At 50.0% G+C, this 16,520-nt stretch carries 16 protein-coding genes and 1 other annotated feature; of the genes, 7 read left to right on the top strand and 9 right to left on the bottom strand.

The features are described 5' to 3' along the window. Positions 1 to 2 precede the first annotated feature (2 nt). Positions 3 to 302, bottom strand: coding sequence for a YciI family protein (locus tag CCE91_RS08210; RefSeq protein ID WP_086434693.1), 300 nt, complete (start codon positions 300 to 302; stop codon positions 3 to 5). After that, a complete protein-coding gene (gene ispZ, locus CCE91_RS08205; RefSeq protein ID WP_086434692.1) occupies positions 302 to 856 on the bottom strand; it encodes a septation protein IspZ in 555 nt (184 codons plus the stop codon). The genes CCE91_RS08210 and ispZ overlap by 1 nt, the downstream gene beginning before the upstream one ends. A gap of 134 nt (positions 857 to 990) precedes the next feature. On the opposite strand from ispZ, the gene CCE91_RS08200 reads away from it, so the two are divergent. Then, a complete protein-coding gene (locus CCE91_RS08200; protein ID WP_086434900.1) occupies positions 991 to 1,884 on the top strand; it encodes a TIGR01777 family oxidoreductase in 894 nt (297 codons plus the stop codon). Here CCE91_RS08200 and trpA read toward each other — a convergent pair. Genes trpA through CCE91_RS08170 form a run of 6 tightly spaced genes read right to left on the bottom strand, consistent with a single transcriptional unit; the run spans position 1,868 to position 8,560 of the window. Further along, a complete protein-coding gene (trpA, locus tag CCE91_RS08195; RefSeq protein WP_086434691.1) occupies positions 1,868 to 2,677 on the bottom strand; it encodes a tryptophan synthase subunit alpha in 810 nt (269 codons plus the stop codon). The two genes, CCE91_RS08200 and trpA, sit on opposite strands and share 17 nt — an antisense overlap. Next, positions 2,674 to 3,909, bottom strand: a complete 1,236-nt coding sequence (gene trpB, locus CCE91_RS08190; RefSeq protein ID WP_086434690.1) for a tryptophan synthase subunit beta — start codon at positions 3,907 to 3,909, stop codon at positions 2,674 to 2,676. Before trpB ends, trpA begins: the two co-directional genes overlap by 4 nt. Next, on the bottom strand, positions 3,909 to 5,306 hold the full coding sequence (gene trpCF, locus CCE91_RS08185; RefSeq protein ID WP_086434689.1) for a bifunctional indole-3-glycerol-phosphate synthase TrpC/phosphoribosylanthranilate isomerase TrpF: 1,398 nt from the start codon (positions 5,304 to 5,306) through the stop codon (positions 3,909 to 3,911). Before trpCF ends, trpB begins: the two co-directional genes overlap by 1 nt. Continuing rightward, a complete protein-coding gene (gene trpD / locus CCE91_RS08180; RefSeq protein WP_086434688.1) occupies positions 5,299 to 6,303 on the bottom strand; it encodes an anthranilate phosphoribosyltransferase in 1,005 nt (334 codons plus the stop codon). The genes trpCF and trpD overlap by 8 nt, the downstream gene beginning before the upstream one ends. Then, positions 6,300 to 6,932, bottom strand: a complete 633-nt coding sequence (locus CCE91_RS08175; RefSeq protein ID WP_086434687.1) for a glutamine amidotransferase-related protein — start codon at positions 6,930 to 6,932, stop codon at positions 6,300 to 6,302. The genes trpD and CCE91_RS08175 overlap by 4 nt, the downstream gene beginning before the upstream one ends. Continuing rightward, positions 6,929 to 8,560, bottom strand: coding sequence for an anthranilate synthase component 1 (locus CCE91_RS08170; protein WP_086434686.1), 1,632 nt, complete (start codon positions 8,558 to 8,560; stop codon positions 6,929 to 6,931). The genes CCE91_RS08175 and CCE91_RS08170 overlap by 4 nt, the downstream gene beginning before the upstream one ends. Before the next feature lie 52 nt (positions 8,561 to 8,612). Further along, positions 8,613 to 8,707 (bottom strand) — a sequence feature (Trp leader region). A 326-nt stretch (positions 8,708 to 9,033) separates the two neighbouring features. Here CCE91_RS08170 and CCE91_RS08165 point away from each other — a divergent pair. Both CCE91_RS08165 and CCE91_RS08160 read left to right on the top strand, forming a co-directional pair. After that, positions 9,034 to 10,011 carry a DUF4382 domain-containing protein gene (locus CCE91_RS08165; RefSeq protein WP_086434685.1) on the top strand — a complete coding sequence of 326 codons (978 nt, stop codon included), beginning with the start codon at positions 9,034 to 9,036 and terminating at the stop codon, positions 10,009 to 10,011. Between the two features lie 114 nt (positions 10,012 to 10,125). Beyond that, complete coding sequence (locus tag CCE91_RS08160; RefSeq protein WP_086434684.1) at positions 10,126 to 12,147, top strand: NADPH-dependent 2,4-dienoyl-CoA reductase; 2,022 nt, start codon at positions 10,126 to 10,128, stop codon at positions 12,145 to 12,147. On the opposite strand, the gene CCE91_RS08155 is transcribed toward CCE91_RS08160, so the two are convergent. After that, complete coding sequence (locus CCE91_RS08155; protein ID WP_086434683.1) at positions 12,144 to 13,439, bottom strand: Glu/Leu/Phe/Val family dehydrogenase; 1,296 nt, start codon at positions 13,437 to 13,439, stop codon at positions 12,144 to 12,146. The genes CCE91_RS08160 and CCE91_RS08155 overlap by 4 nt on opposite strands. Before the next feature lie 124 nt (positions 13,440 to 13,563). On the opposite strand from CCE91_RS08155, the gene CCE91_RS08150 reads away from it, so the two are divergent. The 4 genes from CCE91_RS08150 to scpB are packed head-to-tail and all read left to right on the top strand — an operon-like array spanning position 13,564 to position 16,518. After that, positions 13,564 to 14,439: a PHP domain-containing protein gene (locus CCE91_RS08150; protein ID WP_086434682.1), complete on the top strand. Its 876-nt coding sequence runs from the start codon at positions 13,564 to 13,566 to the stop codon at positions 14,437 to 14,439. A gap of 39 nt (positions 14,440 to 14,478) precedes the next feature. After that, on the top strand, positions 14,479 to 15,105 hold the full coding sequence (locus tag CCE91_RS08145) for an L-threonylcarbamoyladenylate synthase (protein ID WP_086434681.1): 627 nt from the start codon (positions 14,479 to 14,481) through the stop codon (positions 15,103 to 15,105). Then, on the top strand, positions 15,102 to 15,941 hold the full coding sequence (locus tag CCE91_RS08140; protein ID WP_086434680.1) for a segregation and condensation protein A: 840 nt from the start codon (positions 15,102 to 15,104) through the stop codon (positions 15,939 to 15,941). Before CCE91_RS08145 ends, CCE91_RS08140 begins: the two co-directional genes overlap by 4 nt. Further along, the gene (gene scpB, locus CCE91_RS08135) at positions 15,928 to 16,518 is read left to right on the top strand and encodes an SMC-Scp complex subunit ScpB (RefSeq protein ID WP_407681282.1); all 591 of its coding nucleotides are present in this window, start codon (positions 15,928 to 15,930) and stop codon (positions 16,516 to 16,518) included. The genes CCE91_RS08140 and scpB overlap by 14 nt, the downstream gene beginning before the upstream one ends. The last annotated feature ends 2 nt before the right edge of the window (positions 16,519 to 16,520 follow it).

Genomic DNA, 16,520 nt, shown 5'->3' with positions numbered 1-16,520 from the left:
CTTCATGGCAATGCTTTGATAAAAGGTTTAACAACAACCTCTTGATAAACACCAGCTTCAAGGTAAGGATCTGCTTGAGCCCATTGTTCGGCATCACCAAGCGATGGAAACTCAGCAATAATCACTGATCCGGTAAACCCGGCTTCGCCCGGCTCTTCGCTGGCAATGGCTGGACAAGGTCCAGCTACGAGCAGACGCCCTTCACGGCGTAATTGTTGCAGACGCTCTATATGCTTAGTGCGCGTTTGTTTGCGCAATTCCAGCGAATTTTCGTTATCGGATGCCATGAATACAAACCACATTAGGGTAATTGCTCCGTGTCTTTGTCACGATCGGTATGATGTTTAAACATATAAGCACCGGTAAATACGGTGAAAATTAGCGTGAGCGCTAAAATACCAAACACTTTAAAGTTTACCCAGGCTTCCTGCGACCAAAATTCGGCAATATACAAATTCAATGCTGCCATGGCCAGTGAGAATACAACCCAGGCATAGGTTAATTTGCGCCAGGCGAATTCAGGTAACTGAATTTCCTGACCGAACATGGACTGTAAGGGACTTTTGTTACGCAGAATAAGGCCGCCAGCCATCATTAATGCAATAGCAACGTAAACAATCGACACTTTAATTTTAATAAACCAATCGTCGCGTAATGCCAGTGTTACCGCCCCAAAAACCAGCACCACACCCAGAATAATCCAGTGGCGTGGGGTTAAGGGTTCGCGTAACAGGCGTAGACCCACTAATTGTAGTACCGTAGCAGCCATGAGTATTCCGGTTGCTACATAGATATCTGCCACTTTATAAAAAATGAAGAATAAAATAATCGGCAGATATTCAAGTAAAAGAACCATCCGGTACTCCAGCACGTTAAAACAATAAAACCATTGGCGGCAGTGTGCCAGAAAACATTGTCAGGCGCTAGATACAGCTACTACACTGAAAGTCAACAATGCTTGCCTGGCATGACTACAACGGGGGCTTTAAAATGAAACTCTTACTCACCGGCGGTACCGGTTTAATTGGATCTGAACTGGTTAAACGGTTGCGCAACCAATATCAGATCACAGTAAAAACGCGATCGCCAAGTAAAGCCTACCGACAGCTTGGTCACGATATTCATGCCATTAAAGACCTAAATGAAATAAAAGATATCGGTGACTTTGCTGCCGTGATTAATTTGCAGGGTGAGGGGATTGCCGACAAGCGTTGGAGCGCTACCCAACGAGAGCGCATTGAGCAGAGTCGCTGGCGGGTTACGCGTAAGCTGGCTGAGATGATTCAGGCGGCCGAGCAGCCGCCGGAAGTGTTTATTAGCGGATCGGCTATTGGTTTTTATGGCGATCAGGGCGACACCCGGGTTACTGAAACAAAGAATGAACCGACGGATGAATTTGCGCATCGGTTGTGTGCAGAGTGGGAGCGCCTTGCCAAAACCTCCGAGAATGGCAAAACCCGTGTTTGTTTAACTCGCACCGGAGTGGTGCTGTCGCGTCATGGTGGGGCGTTGCAGCAAATGATCACGCCCTATAAGTTTGGCCTGGGTGGCCCTTTAGGTGATGGTAAGCAAATGATGTCGTGGATACACATTGACGACATGATAGGTGCGCTGGAGCACATGCTCTCAAACGCCGACTGTCATGGCGTTTATAATGCCACGGCACCACAACCGGTAAGCAATGAAGAATTCAGTCAAAGTTTAGCGCGTGCTATGGGTAAACCGCATTTTATGCGGGTGCCGGCCTGGGTGTTGAAGTTAGCATTGGGGGATATGTCGCACATGCTGTTAACCGGGCAAGCAGTGTTGCCTGAGCGCTTACAAGAGGCAGGGTTCCGCTTCCGGTACCCTGCCATCAAAGATGCGCTTAAGGCTTGCGTGTAGCCGCTTTCATGCTGCTCACAAACTCATGCAGTGCGCTGAGCATTTTATCGGGTTGGTCGAGGTTGTCTTCAATGCGTTGCACCACGGCCGAGCCGCTGATGGCACCGGTAGCTCCGGCCGCAAGCGCAGCTTCCACATGATGCGGTTGGGCTACGCCAAAGCCTAATAGTGGTGGCGCGCTGCCAGCTTGTTTTAAGGACTCAATTAAGCCTTCGGCGGGGGTAGCCAGACTGTCCCCGGCACCAGTTACGCCAGCGCGACTAAGTAAGTACACATAACCTTCACTGGCTTTGGCAACGGCCTGTAAGGTCGCTTCAGAGGCATCTGGCGGGGCGATGAAAATTGGCGCGATGCCGTGTCGTTTGGCAACCTCACCAAATCGTAATCCTTCTTTTACGGGCACGTCAGCCAGCAATACCGAATCCACCCCGGCGGCACTTAAACGGCCATAAAATTTATCCAGTCCCTGAGCAAACGCCAGATTTGCATACAGCAGTAAACCGATTGGAATGTCCGGGGCGTAGGCCCTAACTTCAGTCAGTATGTCCAAACAATGCTGTAATTTCACACCCGCAGCCAGAGCGCGAATGTTGGCACGCTGAATAACCGGGCCGTCGGCAACCGGATCAGAGAAAGGTAAACCCAACTCGAGTGCATCGGCACCGGCGTCTATCAAGGTTTTGATAATAGCCAGGCTCTGCTCCGGGTTCGGGTCGCCAATAGTTACAAAGGGAACGAAAGCGCCTTCGTTTTTTTGTGACAGTTTGCTAAAGCATTCTTGATAACGATTCATGAATTTTTGTCCTGCGCTTGTTTGGAACCTTCTTGCTCAGCACGTTCCTGTTCAGCATAAATACGGCGCACATGGTCAATGTCTTTGTCACCACGGCCGGATAAGTTTATCAGCAATATTTCCGGTGCGTCGTGTTCGGCTGCCCGACGCAGCGCATAAGCTAGCGCATGGGCAGATTCTAACGCCGGAATAATACCTTCATGGCGGCTGAGTAACTCAAATGCTTCCAGTGCTTCGTCGTCGGTTACCGATTCGTAACGCGCACGCCCAATTGCTTTTAAATGCGCGTGTTGCGGGCCAACGCCCGGATAATCAAGTCCGGCTGAAACTGAGTAAGACTCTTCGATCTGGCCTTCATCGGTTTGCATCAAAAACGACATGCAGCCGTGCAAAATACCTGGCGAGCCAGCGGTTAAGGTAGCACCATGATGTTGCGTGGTTACGCCTTTCCCACCAGGCTCTACACCCACCAGTTCCACCCCGGTTTCATCAATAAACTCAGCGAACATGCCAATGGCGTTGGAACCGCCGCCTACGCAGGCAATAACTTCGTCAGGCAAACGGCCGGCGCGGTCAATAATTTGTGCTTTGGCTTCAGCCCCAATCATGCGGTGAAATTCGCGCACTATGGTTGGGAACGGATGTGGACCAGCGGCAGTACCCAGCAAATAGTGCGTGGTTGGATAGCTGGCAGTCCAGTCGCGTAAGGCTTCGTTCACGGCGTCTTTCAAGGTGCCGCTGCCGGTATCAACCGACACTACTTTGGCTCCCATAAGCTCCATTCGAAATACATTGGGTTGCTGACGTTCAACGTCTTTTTTGCCCATGTAAATAATGCATTCAAGCCCCAGTAAAGCACAGGCAAGCGCGGTAGCTGTACCATGCTGGCCAGCGCCCGTTTCAGCAATAATACGATTCTTGCCCATGCGTTTAGCCAGCAGAGCCTGCCCTAAAACTTGGTTGGTTTTGTGGGCGCCACCGTGAAGAAGATCTTCACGTTTTAAGTATATTTTGGTTCCATTTGGCGATTTTAACGGCAAGTTCATGCACAACGACAGCGGCGTCGGCCGGCCCAGATAATGGGTTAGCAGTTGTTTGAACTCAGCCTGAAACTCAGGATCCTGCTGCGCATCAACAAAAGCGTCTTCCAGCTGTTGCAGGGCGGGTAACAATATCTCGGGAACAAATTGCCCACCGAAATCACCGAAATAAGCGGAAAGAGGTTGTGTCATCATTGCTCCTTGCCGTAATGGCGGAGTTGTTGAAAAATAAGGCGTAACTGCCCGGCATCTTTGATGCCCGGTCGTAGTTCAGCACCAGAATTTATGTCCAGACCGGCAACGCCAGTTGCGCGTGCCGCCCGAATATTGTTCAGATTAAGGCCTCCGGCCAGGCTGCAGGACAGCCGCTCGCTGTCAGTTAGCTCATCAACTAGCGACCAGCTAAAAGCCTCACCAGTGCCACCAGGCCCATTATCCAGCAAATAACTATCTGCTTTCAGTTGCGGCAATATTAGTGGCGCGTCAACGGCAAGCGCACGAGTCACATGCAAAGGCCAGCGCACGGCCTGGCGTAAGTCCTGAATATAGGTTGCGTCTTCATGGCCATGCAGTTGCACATGCGTGAGATTCAGTTGCTGAAGCACCGCAATAACCTCGGGTAGCGGCTGGTCAGCAAACACCCCAACAAAAGTTAGTGCCGGCTCAGCTGCGCAAATAGCCCGGGCCTGAGCAAGGTTTACGCATCGCTTCGAGCGTGGCACGAAAATAAGCCCACCAAAAGCTGCACCCACACTGCGCACGGCAATCGCATCTTCAGGGCGGGTTAAGCCGCACACTTTATGAGGGCCGTAGATAAGCTCGCGACAGGCTTGGTCCACATTCGGTTGCGCTGACAGCGCACTACCAACTAGAAACGCATCTACGAAAGGTGCGGTGGCGCGAACCTGAGCATGATTATTAAAGCCTGACTCAGCAACCAGCACTGCATCTTTTGGTGCCAGCTTGCTTAGTTCAATACTACGTTCAGGATCTATGCTTAGATCGCGCAGGTTGCGGTTATTGATACCAATAATCTTGGCGCCAAGTGCCTTGGCACGTTGCATTTCTTCGGCAGTACTCACTTCGGTAAGCACATCCAGCTGATAGCGTTCGGCTACCGCAGCCAATTCCCGGTAAGAATCGTCGTCTAACACCGACAGCATTAACAAAATCGCGTCGGCACCGAAGTAGCGCGCCAGCAATACGTGTTCTGCCTGAGTAATAAAGTCTTTGCATAACACTGGTTGACTAACACTTTGGGACACCGCCGTGAGGTATTCAAAGCAGCCCTGAAAATGGCTGTGCTCAGTGAGCACCGATATAGCGGCGGCATAACGCGAGTAAGTTTGCGCCAAAGTTATCGGATGAAAATCCGCGCGGATCAAGCCTTTCGAAGGTGATGCTTTCTTGCATTCCAGAATAAAACTACTGCCAGGCGCTAGCAGTGCTTCACGTAAACTGCGGGTACTTGGGGTTAGCTGCGCTTCTAGTTGTGCCCGAGGATAATGTTCCAACAATTCGCTGATTTGTTGCTGGCGCTGCTTCACAATACCGCTCAGAATGGTTTCTTCAGCAATAACCTCAGTCATTCTGAGCCTCCTGCAATTGCTGTAAATGACGCATAGCCGCGCCGCTCTCAATGTGGCTTAAGGCGGCCTGAGCGGCATCTTTAAAGTTGTCGTAGTCATTACTTAGGTACAGCAGAGCGGCAACATTCATGGCCACCGCATGATGTTGCGCCTGCGAACCTTTGCCACTTAAAACTTGTTTTAATAAGTCCGCGTTACGGTCGGCATCACCACCCACTAATTCACTAACTGGCGCTTCGGTTAAACCAAAGTCGGCCGGCGTTACCGTATATTCCCGAATTTCGTTATCGCGCAGTTCCAGTACTAGTGACTCGCCGTGTAGCGCCAATTCGTCTAATCCGGCACCGTGCACTACTAACGCGCGCCGGCAGCCCAATAATTGCAGCGTTTCGGCTAACGGGCGACACCAGGCAGGGTCATACACACCCAGTAGCTGAGCATCGGGGCGCGCTGGGTTCAGCAATGGGCCCAGTAAATTAAATAAAGTGCGGGTTTTTAGCGTTTGCCGAACCGGCATGGCATAGCGAATGCCTGGGTGATAATGCGGGGCAAACAGGAAGCAAAAGTTGAATCTGTCCAGCTGTGCTGCAGCTACATCGGGATCCTGCGTCACATTCAAGTCCAAAGCCTCAAGTACATCTGCAGACCCTGAGCGTGACGAAACACTGCGGTTACCGTGCTTAGCTACGGTTAAACCCATACTGGCTGCAATTAATGCGGCAGTAGTGGAGATATTTAAGGTATTACTACCATCACCACCGGTACCACAACTGTCTACCACAAATCGGTCTGGTCTGATGAAGGGCTTAGCAGCAGCGCGCAACGCCTGGGCAGCACCGGCCATTTCTGCAGGAGTCTCATTGCGCAGCTTCATGGCTACCAAGGCTGCGGTAATTTGAATTTCGTTGAGTTCGCCTTTCACCAGGTGCTCAAACAATTGAACACTCTCTGTCTGAGTTAAGCTATTACCATCGAGAAGCTTTTTTAACGGAATCATGAGCGCGAAATCTCCTGTTGGTCGCGGCTAGTGAATGCCGCCGTTTGCTGAAATAAAAAATCGACACTTTGTTGCAGTAGCTGTGTGCCGAAGGTAGTCATCACTGATTCCGGATGAAATTGGAACCCAAGCGCTAATTGCTGTGGTAACCAGGCCGCCATTGGAATACTCCCAAAGTGCGCCAACTGATCAATAGTATCAGGTAAATCATAGCCGCTTAACGAATGATATCGAGCGACCGGAAGGGGGGAGGGCAGCCCGGCAAAAATAGGGTGCCCCTGACAAGTTATGTTTGCCACTTTGCCATGCACGGTTTCTTCGCAGCGATCAATGCGCGCGCCAACGCTATGCAGTAATGCCTGAAAGCCCAGGCAAATGCCAAGCATTGGTATACGTCCGCAGCAGTAGTCGATGAGCTTCAACATACTACCTGAAGTTAATGGATGCCCGGGACCTGGCGATAAACACACCAGTTGCGGGCCGGTATATTTTTCTAACGCAGCCTGAATTACTTCCACGGGCACTGTATTGCGGTAAATGGTTAGCTCATAGCCCAACTGACGCAATTCATCTACCAGGTTGTAAGCAAAGGAATCAAGGTTATCAATCAGTACAATTCTGGCCTTCATACCGGTGCTCCTGAGGTTGAATCAGTGGCTAATTCTGCTTCAGCTAACTGAATGGCGTGAATAACAGCACGCGCTTTGGCTTCGGTTTCATCCACTTCACTTAGCGGATCTGAGTCATGAACCACCCCGGCCCCGGCTTGCACTATGGCGCGTTGATTGCGAACAAAGGCAGACCGGATAGTGATACAGGTATCCATATCACCATTGCCAGCTAAGTAGCCAACGGCACCACCGTAACTACCGCGGCGTTCACCTTCTACTTCACGGATCAGGCGGGCGGCACTAATTTTTGGCGCACCTACCAGTGTGCCCATATTCATGCAGGCCTGATAGGCGTGCAGTGCGTCTAAATCTGTGGCCAATTGCGCTACCACGCGAGAAACCAGGTGCATAACGTGCGAGTACCTGTCTACTTTCAATAGGTCGGCCACGTGGCGTGTGCCGGGAATCGCGATGCGGGCTAAATCGTTACGCGATAAATCAACCAGCATCAGGTGTTCGGCAAGTTCTTTTTTGTCCATTCTTAGTGCCAGTTCCAGGCGGCTGTCTAAGTCGGGATGAATACTGTTGTCAGCATTTTTGCCTCGCGGCCGGGTGCCGGCAATGGGGTATAGCTCAACCTGATTACTGGCGCGCTGATATTTCAATGCGGATTCCGGCGATGCACCGAACAGCTGAAAGTCGTTGCTGCGAATGTAAAACATGTACGGCGAGGGGTTGGTTTGTTTCAGATGTGCATAGGCGCGCAGACTGTCGCGGCAGCTTAGCTCAAACTGGCGGGAAGGCACCACCTGAAAAATATTGCCAGCCAGAATATGCTCCTGCATTTGTGTGACTATTTCTTGATAGCGCTGGCGACTGGGTCGGGCTGTGACCTCAGTGTTCGCTGCTGGCGAAGCCGGATTAGATGGCGCTGTGCTACTTGGGTTTGGTAGCTGGCACAGGGCGGCAATTTCACCAACCCGCTGGCTTAAACGCAGGTACTCGGTTTGCATATGCTCGCCGCTCAGCACCGAGGCGAGCAATTCGGTGGTTTGTTGCTGATGGTCAATAACCAGCAAGGTTTCGGCTAAATAGAATACGTAATCAGGGCAGCTGTTGGTACCTTCAGGCACCTCGGGCAACTCCTCAAAGCTGGCGATAAAGTCATAGGCGAATACACCACCAATGAACACGCTTAACGGGTGTTTAGACGCTGCCTGCAAACCCTGTTGCACAATTCGTAATGGCTCCATGTTGCCGTGGCTGCGCAGCCGCGAATCTTCATCTTGAGTGCGTTCAGCAAGAGCCGGGCCGAAATCAAATAGCAGCTGCGTTGAGTCGCTTGCAGACTCAGACAAGTAGGGCGCTAAACGTGAGGCCAACCAAGGCAATAATTGGCTGCCATTGCTGGTCAGCGCATCCACCTGCACTTGCTGACCCTGACAGGTGAATTTAATTGCGGCATCTACCATCAGCAAGCTTTTCAGGCTTTGTTTGGAGTCAATTTCGGCGGACTCAAGCAAGATATTGTCACTGCGACTTCCGCACAGACGAGCGTAGAGCGCGAGCGGGTCGGCTTGATAGGGAATTTGAATCTGCAAGGTTTGCAGAGTTCCCGGCTCGTTATTGATTGTCGTTTGGTCCACTACAAGACTCCTGTCTGATACCTGAAATTAGCTACAGCCATTACTTAAGGGCATAAAAAAACCCGCTCAATGAGCGGGTTTTCATAAGTGTTTTATAAACGCACACACTCACACCACCCGCTATGTCGGGAAGTGCCACCACCAGTTCGCTTGTTTTTGTTGAACTTGTATAGTCATTTGTGTGAGTCTCAAATTTTGTTCTAGTTAGCTTGTAAGCGAGTAAAACAGACGTTAAGCCAAAGTTGTTTGTATGGCTTGTAGCTACCCTGTCTAACTTATCGAGAGCAAAGATACCTGCCCCTGATCATCATGTCAATATTCCAGCCGGAAATTCCAATACAGCTATGCGTTTAAGGTATGAATTTCAAGATTTACTAAACTATTACAAAAATTTGACAACGGTTCCCGAGATAATGTGTCAAATTATTTCAAGCGCCAACCTAGGCGCCGCAAGTAATTTAAGGAGTTTGATTATGATGAACACATTGATAAAGAACAAATTTGTAGTGGCAATGGCTTTGTCGGGCGTATTGGTGGGTTGTGGCTCAGACAGCGATGACAACAATAGCGGTACAGCAAATTTTACCTTTGGTGTGAGTGATGCACCGGTAACTGTTGCTGAAGAAGTAATGGTTTGTTTCAACACAGTAGAACTGGTCGGTAACGGCGCAGATCCCGTAACTTTTACCATTGGTGAAGATGGCAACACAGTAGCAGCCAATGATGCCTGCTTAGACGAGGAAGGCGAAGTGGTAGCCAACACTCGGGGTATTAACTTGCTAGAAGTTACCGGATCTGATTCGGAAAACCTGGTTAACAATGCAGAAATTCCGGCTGGCAATTATGGCCAGTTACGCCTTGAAATTGGCACCGGCTCTTATGTGATGGTTGACGGTGAGAAACTTCCGTTGCGAGTGCCATCGAATGAATTGAAGTTAATTGGTGTCACTATCGCCGCAGCAGGTGAAGTTAATTACACCCTTGAATTTGATTTACGTAAAGCGCTGGTGGATCCGGTTGGACAAGATGGTTATTTGCTCAAACCGACGGGCTTGCGCTTAGTGGATAACAGTGAAATTGGTCATCTGGAAGGTACTGTGGCTGAGTCGCTGCTGTTAAATAATGAGTGCCCGGTTGCTCCTGATGACATCAGTGCTCCGGTAGCCAGTGTGTATCTGTATCAAGGTGCTGATGTGGCCTTGGAAGACATGGCTGACAACGGCGGTTCAGAAGAAGTTGAACCCTATGCCAGCACAAACGTGTTCTTTGACGGCGCGGCCAACTATAACTTTGAAATTGGCTTTATTACCGCCGGCGACTACACCGCTGCTGTGACCTGTGATGATGATGCGGATCCAGAAGCTGATGATGATGTGAGCTTCCTGGAAGCCGAAACTGTCACTATTGAAGCAACTCAGCAACCTGCGACCGTGGAACTTGGCGCAGAATAAACCAGCCTGAAATGACTGAACACAAGCGCGATTACCGCGCTTGTGTTCGTTTCGCAACCGCAGTAAAGTAGCCTAATTAAAACGCTTGTTTAATTTATTGCTGCCGAGGTTGCCGTGACGTCTCCATATCCGCACTTACTGTCCCCGTTAGATTTAGGTCATACTCAACTCAAAAATCGAGTTCTGATGGGCTCCATGCACACCGGCCTGGAAGAAGAAAAGCAGGGTTTTGCCAAGCTGGCCGCGTTCTATGAAGAACGTGCGAAAGGTGGTGTAGGCCTGATAGTCACTGGTGGTATTAGCCCCAATTTTCGTGGTCGGTTAGCGCCTTTTGGCAGTGAACTAAGCCGGTTCTGGCATGTAAATAAGCATCGTCAGGTAACCTCGGCAGTACACAAACACGGCGCCAAAATTTGTTTGCAGATTCTGCATGCCGGACGCTACTCCTATCATCCGTTTTCAGTAGCTCCGTCGGCTATCAAAGCACCTATCACGCCGTTTAAACCTAGTGAAATGTCGGCGCGGCAAATTAAAAAAACCATTAAGCACTATGCGCGTGCTGCCAAGCTGGCCAAGCGAGCTGGTTACGATGGCGTGGAAGTTATGGGGTCAGAAGGTTATCTGATTAACCAGTTTATTTGTCCTCGTACTAATAAACGCACCGACGAGTGGGGCGGCTCCTTTGAGAATCGCAGTAAGTTACCACTGGAGATTATTCGCGCCATTCGCGCCGAAGTGGGTGATGACTTTATTTTGATTTACCGCCTGTCGATGCTGGATTTGGTGGAAGAAGGCAATAATTACGAAGAAGTGATTCAACTGGGTAAGGCGGTAGAAGCTGCTGGCGCCAGTATCATTAATACTGGGATTGGCTGGCACGAAGCGCGAGTTCCTACCATTGTTACCTCAGTTCCCCGCGCTGCCTTTGCCTGGATTACTGAGCGGGTGAAGCAAGAGTTGAACATTCCACTGGTGGCGGTAAACCGAATTAATACCCCAGCCATAGGCGAAGACATTCTTGCCAAGGGACAAGCCGACATGGTGTCCATGGCGCGGCCGCTGTTGGCCGATCCTGAATTTGTGAACAAGGCCGCACAGGATAAGGCCGATCGCATTAATACCTGCATTGCCTGTAATCAGGCATGTCTTGATCACGTATTTAAAAATAAGCGGGCGAGTTGCCTGGTGAATCCGCAGGCGTGCTATGAAACTGAATTAGTCATGGTGCAGGCCGCTAAACCGAAGAAACTCGCGGTGATTGGTGCCGGACCTGCCGGTATGGCCTTTGCTTGCTATGCCGCCGAGCGTGGTCATCAGGTGCATTTATTTGAACAAGCCAGTGAGCTTGGCGGCCAGTTTAATTACGCTAAGCAAATTCCCGGCAAAGAAGAATTTTACGAAACCCTGCGTTATTTTGCGAAACGTATTGAAGACACCGGGGTGCAGTTGCACTTGAATTCGCGTCAAACGGCTGCGTCTATTACTGCTGAAAACTTTGATGAGGTAGTATTGGCAACAGGTGTGATACCGCGTGAACTGAATATTCCGGGAATAGATTCACCGCAGGTGCTTAGCTATGTTGAAGTGCTGCGTGATCACAAGGAAGTAGGTCAGCGGGTAGCGCTTATTGGTGCCGGTGGTATTGGGTTTGATGTGGCTGAGTATTTAACCACTACGGGCAACCCGAGCACTGATACAGCACAATGGTCGAAGAAGTGGGGGGTTGATACCAGCTATGAAAACCGGGGTGGATTAACCAAACCCGATCGGGCCCAACCAGAACGCCAAGTGTATTTACTGCAACGGAAAACCAGCAAAGTAGGTGCCGGACTTGGCAAAACTTCGGGGTGGGTACATCGCTCATCGCTGAAAGGGAAAGGCGTAGAAATGATGCCGGGCGTTAGCTACAAAGCGGTAGTTCCTGAAGGGCTGGAAATTGAAGTGGATGGCGAAACTAAGCTACTACAGGTCGACAACATTATTATTTGTGCCGGCCAGTTACCGCTTCGGGAATTACAGCAAGAATTAGAACAGCAAGGTAAGCCGGTGCATTTAATCGGTGGTGCTGATGTGGCTGCGGAACTCGACGCCAAGCGAGCTATTCGTCAGGGCGCCGAGCTTGCAGCAAGCATTTAGTCGTTATTGAAATAGTGCTGATTGCCGCGTTTATCGGCGGCATCAGCCAAACGTTTGATTGCTTTTAAATAAGCTGCGGTACGTAAATCAAGCTCATGTTCTTCGGCTAAGTCGAAGCAATTGCTGGCCGCTCGCTCAATGCGATCGGTTAGCCGTTCTTCCACTTTTTCCGCGCTCCAGTAATCACCAGCGCGATTTTGCACCCATTCCATGTAACTCACAATGACACCGCCGGTGTTAGCTAGTACATCGGGAATGACTGGAATATTGCGCTCCAGCAGAATTTTTTCACCGTCATGAGACACCGGGCCATTGGCAATTTCCAGCACCAGGTTGGCGTTAATGTTGTTGGCATTGTCTTCAGTTATTTGATCTTCAAGCGCCGCCAATACCAGCACATCAACATCCAGCTCTAATAACTCATCATTACTTAGCTGGCGCGTTTCAGGCTCTTCATTCACTGAACTATCGCAATATACGAAGCCTTTCAGTTCCTGCTTCTCGTGTTTGTGCTGGTAAATTTTGTCCGGGTCCAGTCCATCTTCGCTATAAACGGCTCCCTTGGAATCGGATACGGCTACGACTTTATAACCTGCTTTGCGTGCATTGGTAGCGAAGTAATAGCCGGCGTTACCGAAACCCTGTACGGCAACTGTCATGTCTTCAGGGTTTTTGTCTTGCTTCTTCACCCACATGTTCAGCACTTTCAGTGCACCCAGGCCAGTGGCCGCAGTACGTCCTTCAGAGCCGCCCAAACCTATGGGTTTGCCGGTAATCACGGCCGGTGAATGGCGTCCTTCCAGTTGGCTGAACTCGTCGACCATCCAACTCATAACGGTTTCATTAGTGTTCACATCGGGAGCCGGAATATCGGTATCAGGCCCTATAATGGGGCGTATGGCTCGAATATAACTGCGTGACAGGCGCTCCAATTCGAGTTTGGACAGTTTTTTCGGATTAACTTGCACACCACCTTTGCCGCCACCGTAAGGTAGTTCCACCACGGCATTTTTAATGGCCATCCAGAAGCTAAGAGCGGTCACTTCTTCAGCGTTTACGTTGGGATGGAACCGGATGCCGCCTTTGGCTGGGCCCAGTACCGTATTATATTGCACTCGCCAGCCCGGGAATACTTTCAGTGCGCCGTTATCCATTCGCACCGGTACGGCCACTTGCAGGCTAACGTCGGGGTGTCTTAGTCGCTCTTTGACATCATCGGATACATCGAGAATTTGATAAATTCTATCAAGTCGTTCACTTGCATCGGATACGACTTTCGGTAAATCAGCCATCTTCACTCCTTGTCATTGGCAACGCGTGATATAATCACGTGACCCTGAATTCAGGGGGTTAGAAAGAGACGCTTTTGCTAAGGTTCTCACTATCATAGTCAAATTATAGGTAAAACAGATCAAAGTGTTAGCGCCAGTTTACGATTTACATTGCCACACCAATTGCTCCGATGGGGCCCTAAGCCCCGCTGAGCTGGTGCAGCGAGCGGTGCATCAAGGTGTAGATTATTTGGCGATTACTGATCATGACAGTACGGACTCCTGGCCGCTCGCAACACAAGCAGTTGCCAACGAACAGCACCCACTAGAATTAATTTGTGGCGTTGAAATTACCTGTCGCTGGCAGCAACACGAAATTCATCTGTTGGGTTTAAATATCAACCCTGACCATAGCGCAATTCAATCATTGTTAAATGCACAGCAGCAGCTCAGGCGCGACCGCTTTCAAGGTATGTTGGACAAACTGGCCGCAGCAGGCATTGATATAACCGTTGAACTTGGCACTATTAGCGGCATGCCAACGCGCAAACATATTGCCGACGCACTGCTGGCTAAAGGTGTTATTAAAGACTTTGCAGACGCATTCAAACGCTACGTTGGCGCTGGCCAGTTTGCTTATGTGAAAGCCGATTGGTGTGATTTGGCTACTGCTATTGCCGCGGTGAAGGCGGCTGGCGGGAATGCAGTGTTGGCGCATCCGCACGCGTATCAGTTGAGCAACAAATGGCTGCGGCGCTTACTGGAAGAGGCCCAGGCTGACGGCATGGACGGCTTAGAAGTCGCTGTTGGTCAACAACCTCAAGGGCAGCGTTCCGCGCTTGCCGAATTTGCTGCAGACTACAATTTATATGCTTCAGCAGGGTCTGATTTTCATGCGCCAAAACGCTGGCGGGAGCTGGGCAAAAACCTTTGTTTACCAGAATCTTGTGTGCCAATATGGTCACTATGGCAGACGCCGGCTGAGCGTGAATCTGACACCATAACAACTATAACTAATTAGCAGAAACTTAAGTTGCCAAGAGAAGAAAGGAACACCTACATGAGCCAGTATTTTGAAATTCATCCACAGAATCCGCAAACGCGCCTTATTCAGCAGGCCGTGGCGATTATTCGCCAGGGTGGCGTGGTGGTGTATCCAACCGATTCTGGCTACGCAATTGGTTGTCAACTAGGTAATAAACCCGCGGTTGAACGTATTTGCCAAATCCGCGACATCAGCAAAACCCATAACTTCACCCTGATGTGTCGAGATTTATCTGAATTAGCAACTTATGCACGCGTTGACAACAATGCGTTCCGGCTGCTGAAGAACAACACGCCGGGTGCCTACACTTTTATTCTGCTGGGTACTAAAGAAGTGCCAAAACGGTTGCTGAATCCGAAGCGAAAAACCATAGGTATTCGGGTGAGCGATGATCCTATTACCAGTGAATTATTGGCTGAGCTGCGCGAGCCGTTAATGTCGACCAGTTTGATTTTAGATGACAGCGAGTTTGCGGAGTCAGATCCAAACGATATTCGTGAGCGATTGGAAAAGCTGGTAGATCTGATTATTGATGGCGGCCATCGCGGCGAGAAGCCTACCACTGTCATTGATTTAGCTGACGGCAATGTAGTGATTGCCCGGCAAGGAAGTGGCTCGGTGGAGCCCTTTGCAGGCCTATGAGTGAAACGCCGGAGCTGACGCCGGAACAACATGCGCTACCGCTTGGTTTTGTGCGTGGTGAACCGGTTTTGGAGCGCCCGGAAGATTTGTATATTCCGCCAGACGCGCTGGAGCTTATTCTAGAAGCCTTTAGCGGACCCATGGATCTGTTGCTGTATTTGATCCGTCGCCATAAAGTGGAAATTGTCGATTTACCGATTTTACCCATTACGCAGCAATACATGACCTACGTGGACATGATGAAAGAGCTGAAATTAGAGCTTGCTGCTGATTATTTGGTCATGGCGGCCATGTTAACGGAAATTAAGAGTCGCCTGCTGCTGCCCAAGCCGCCGCAGGTTGAAGACGAAGAAATAGACCCACGAGCCGAGCTGGTGCGGCGCTTGCGTGAGTATGAAGCCATTCGCGAAGGTGCCGGACACCTTGAGGCGCAACCACAGCAGGAACGTGATTTCTGTGTGGTGCAGGCAAATAGTGATGCGCGCGAGTATGTTAAGCAGTTACCACCTGAAGTTAGCCTGGAAGATTTGGTGTTGGCCTTTGGTAAGGTAATGCAGCAGGCACAGTTGCAGGAGCATCATCATATTCACCGTGAACGCTTGTCGACCCGGGCGCGTATGAGCGCCATTTTAGATTTACTCACCCAGCAATCGCGGGTGCGCTTTAGTGATGTATTTGATACCAGCGAGGGTAAAGCTGGTGTGGTGGTTAGTTTTCTGGCCATTCTGGAATTGAGCAAAGAAGCCTTAATTGAAATTACTCAAGTAGACGCGTTTTCTGAACTGCATATTAGTAAACGCCAGGATCAGCAGAACATGGTAACTGAGCATGCATGACCAACAGCTAAAACAGGTTATTGAGGCCGCGTTGTTTGCCGCAGACGAGCCCTTGAGTGTTGATCAATTGAAAGAGTTATTGGCTGCTCAGCAAGTCAGTAAAGCCAAAATTCAAACGACATTGAGCGCATTACAGCAGGATTATCAGAATCGTGGTGTACAATTGCAGCAGGTTGCTTCGGGGTATCGGTTCCAGACTCGTACCGAACTTGGTTCTATTTTAGCCGGACTGTGGCAGGAAAAGCCGCCGAAATATTCGCAGGCACTGTTAGAAACCTTAGCCTTGATTGCTTATCGCCAGCCGATTACGCGTGGTGATATTGAAGAGATTCGCGGTGTTAGCGTGAGCAGCCAGATCATGAAAACCTTGCAGGAACGCGGCTGGGTAAAAGTTGTCGGACAACGAGAAGTACCCGGGCGTCCGCAGTTATATGCGACCACCGCCGAGTTTTTAGACTATTTTAATGTGAAAGATTTAGCCGAATTACCACCGATTCCATCGTCCGAAAATGCTCAACAAGCAACGGCCACGGAATCAACAACCGCTGAGACAGCGACTGACCAAAGAGTGCATTAACA

The sequence above is a fragment of the Pseudidiomarina planktonica genome, assembly GCF_900177775.1.
Lineage (GTDB): Bacteria > Pseudomonadota > Gammaproteobacteria > Enterobacterales > Alteromonadaceae > Pseudidiomarina > Pseudidiomarina planktonica.
Note: the sequence above shows the minus strand (reverse complement) of the source record. Positions and strands in the feature narration are given on the sequence as shown.